The 3,641-nt window shown below is 55.0% G+C and carries 2 rRNA genes; both read left to right on the plus strand.

Features of this window, described 5'->3' with window-relative positions:
• Window positions 1-404 precede the first annotated feature (404 nt).
• Window positions 405-3,219 (plus strand): 23S ribosomal RNA (locus FQK05_RS25735).
• Window positions 3,220-3,418: 199 nt separating this feature from the next.
• Window positions 3,419-3,533: ribosomal RNA gene (gene rrf / locus FQK05_RS25740) — 5S ribosomal RNA — on the plus strand.
• Window positions 3,534-3,641: the final 108 nt, after the last annotated feature.

The raw sequence follows: 3,641 nt of genomic DNA on the forward strand, positions 1-3,641 counted from the left end.
GGACCGATCCGACAGTAAAGCGCCTTTCGGGCGCTTCACTGTCCGATTGGGGCGCCGCAAGACGGCGCCGCTGGGCACGAAACCGGGACCTTGTCCTGGTTTGACATCGTTTAGAGAGAAATCATCAACACTGTTCGATCCTGCCGAGTGTGGCAGCGATCTCGACGGGTTCCGGACCTTCGGGTTTGGACGGTGATGCGGCGATCCATCCCGGTTGCCCTGTCATATCCCCTTCGAAAAGGAACAGAGTTGTCCAAGTCAAGTACACTAACCCGGTGTCCGCAAGGGCACCATTGTCCGACCGCAAGGTCGGGCGGGAAAAAGTGACTTTTGGTCTGGAAAGTATGGATGCGGGTTACCAGCCCTGTCATCCGACAGATTTAGGTCTGTCTCTTTCTGGATCAGATCAAGCGCGAGAAGGGCGTTTGGTGAATGCCTTGGCAGCAAGAGGCGATGAAAGACGTGATACTCTGCGATAAGCCATGAGGAGCTGAGAATAAGCTTTGATCCATGGATCTCTGAATGGGGCAACCCACCTGACAGTTGATTATAATTGCCCATCGCGGCGGTTTATAATTGGCTGAACCAGGTACTTCTTACCTGAATACATAGGGTTTGAAGAGCGAACCCGGGGAACTGAAACATCTAAGTACCCGGAGGAAAGGAAATCAATTGATACTCCCCTAGTAGCGGCGAGCGAACGGGGACCAGCCGAGCCGGATGAGTGACTGGAACACGTTGGGAAGCGTGGCCATAGCGGGTGATAGCCCCGTACAGGAAGCTCTGATGGACGTATTAAGTAGGGCGGGACACGTGAAATCCTGTCTGAAGATCGGAGGACCACCTTCGAAGGCTAAGTACTCCTTGCTGACCGATAGCGAACCAGTACCGTGAGGGAAAGGTGAAAAGCACCCCGACGAGGGGAGTGAAACAGACCTGAAACCGAACGCCTACAATCAGTCGGAGGCGCAAGCTGACGGCGTACCTTTTGTATAATGGGTCATCGACTTGGTCTCACGTGCAAGCTTAAGCCGTTAGGTGTAGGCGCAGCGAAAGCGAGTCTTAATAGGGCGTCGAGTTCGTGGGATCAGACCCGAAACCGAGTGATCTAGGCATGTCCAGGATGAAGGTACGGTAACACGTACTGGAGGTCCGAACCCACACCTGTTGAAAAAGGTCGGGATGAGGTGTGCCTAGGGGTGAAAGGCCAATCAAACTCGGAGATAGCTGGTTCTCTGCGAAATCTATTTAGGTAGAGCGTCATCCGAATACCCCGGGGGGTAGAGCACTGGATGGGTAATGGGGCCCCACAGGCTTACTGATCCTAACCAAACTCCGAATACCCGGGAGTACTAGATGGCAGACACACTGCGGGTGCTAACGCCCGTAGTGGAGAGGGAAACAACCCTGACCTCCAGCTAAGGCCCCTAATTCATGGCTAAGTGGGAAAGCAGGTGGGACGACCAAAACAACCAGGAGGTTGGCTTAGAAGCAGCCATCCTTTAAAGATAGCGTAACAGCTCACTGGTCTAATCAAGTTGTCCTGCGGCGAAGATGTAACGGGGCTCAAGCCATGAGCCGAAGCTGAGGATGCCGTAAGGCATGGTAGCAGAGCGTAGTGTGACATAGTCTCATGTCTCCTTCTCCCCCTCGGGGGAACTGGAGACGCGAGGCTTTCGATGAAGCCGGGGCGTGAGCCATCCGGTGGAGAGATCACTAGCGAGAATGATGACATGAGTAGCGACAAAGAGTGTGAGAGACACTCTCGCCGAAAGTCCAAGGGTTCCTGCTTAAAGCTAATCTGAGCAGGGTAAGCCGGCCCCTAAGTCGAGGCGGAAACGCGTAGACGATGGGAACCAGTTTAATATTACTGGGCCAGGAGATGGTGACGGATCGTCAGAGCTGTATGTCCTTATCGGATTGGGCATACTTGGCAGCGGTCCCTGGAAATAGCCCTCCATCCGACCGTACCCTAAACCGACACAGGTGGACTGGTAGAGAATACCAAGGCGCTTGAGAGAACGATGTTGAAGGAACTCGGCAAAATACCTCCGTAAGTTCGCGAGAAGGAGGCCCGGTCCATGAGGGCCGGGGGCACAAACCAGGGGGTGGCGACTGTTTATTAAAAACACAGGGCTCTGCGAAGTCGCAAGACGACGTATAGGGTCTGACGCCTGCCCGGTGCCTGAAGGTTAAAAGGAGGGGTGAGAGCTCCGAATTGAAGCCCAGGTAAACGGCGGCCGTAACTATAACGGTCCTAAGGTAGCGAAATTCCTTGTCGGGTAAGTTCCGACCTGCACGAATGGCGTAACGACTTCCCCGCTGTCTCCAACATCGACTCAGCGAAATTGAATTGCCTGTCAAGATGCAGGCTTCCCGCGGTTAGACGGAAAGACCCCGTGCACCTTTACTACAGCTTCGCACTGGCATCAGGATTGTGATGTGCAGGATAGGTGGTAGACTTCGAAGCGGGAACGCCAGTTCCCGTGGAGTCTCCCTTGAGATACCACCCTTCGCACTCTTGATGTCTAACCGCGGTCCGTTATCCGGATCCGGGACCCTGCGTGGCGGGTAGTTTGACTGGGGCGGTCGCCTCCCAAAGAGTAACGGAGGCGCGCGATGGTGGGCTCAGAGCGGTCGGAAATCGCTCGTTGAGTGCAATGGCAGAAGCCCGCCTGACTGCAAGACTGACAAGTCGAGCAGAGACGAAAGTCGGCCATAGTGATCCGGTGGTCCCAAGTGGGAGGGCCATCGCTCAACGGATAAAAGGTACGCCGGGGATAACAGGCTGATACTGCCCAAGAGTCCATATCGACGGCAGTGTTTGGCACCTCGATGTCGGCTCATCTCATCCTGGGGCTGGAGCAGGTCCCAAGGGTACGGCTGTTCGCCGTTTAAAGAGGTACGTGAGCTGGGTTTAGAACGTCGTGAGACAGTTCGGTCCCTATCTGCCGTGGGTGTAGGATACTTGAGAGGAGTTGCCCCTAGTACGAGAGGACCGGGGTGAACGAACCACTGGTGGACCTGTTGTTGCGCCAGCAGCAGTGCAGGGTAGCTATGTTCGGACAGGATAACCGCTGAAGGCATCTAAGCGGGAAGCCCCCCTCAAAACAAGGTATCCCCGAGGGCCGTGGTAGACCACCACGTCAATAGGCCGGAGATGTAAGCGTGGCAACACGCTCAGTTGACCGGTACTAATCGCCCGATAGGCTTGATTTGATCCAGTAAAAGACAGATCGATCCAGACCCAAAAGTAACCTCGACAAAGACAACTGGCCTAAGGCCTGTTGATGATCCATCCGCTACGACTGCACCAGGTTTGTGACCCGGTGGCGCCGCAGGTTCTCTTCGAGAACCCGCTTACCGCCACAACACGAATACTCTGCAGCCGCCCCGCGGATGCAGAGTATTTGTTCGGTTTGGTGGTCACAGCACGAGTGAAACACCCGGTCCCATCCCGAACCCGGAAGTTAAGCACCGACGCGCCAATGGTACTGCGGCTCAAGTCGTGGGAGAGTAGGTCACCGCCAAACCTAACAAATACTCAAAACATCTCTCTGAACAAACACTCCAAGTCATACACCACAACAAGCGCCCCGCAAGGGGCGCTGAACTGCGTTCCAGAACGACAAAAAAGACCA

Origin of the sequence: Chachezhania sediminis, from assembly GCF_009765275.1 — a bacterium.
In the GTDB taxonomy this organism is placed as follows: domain Bacteria; phylum Pseudomonadota; class Alphaproteobacteria; order Rhodobacterales; family Rhodobacteraceae; genus Chachezhania; species Chachezhania sediminis.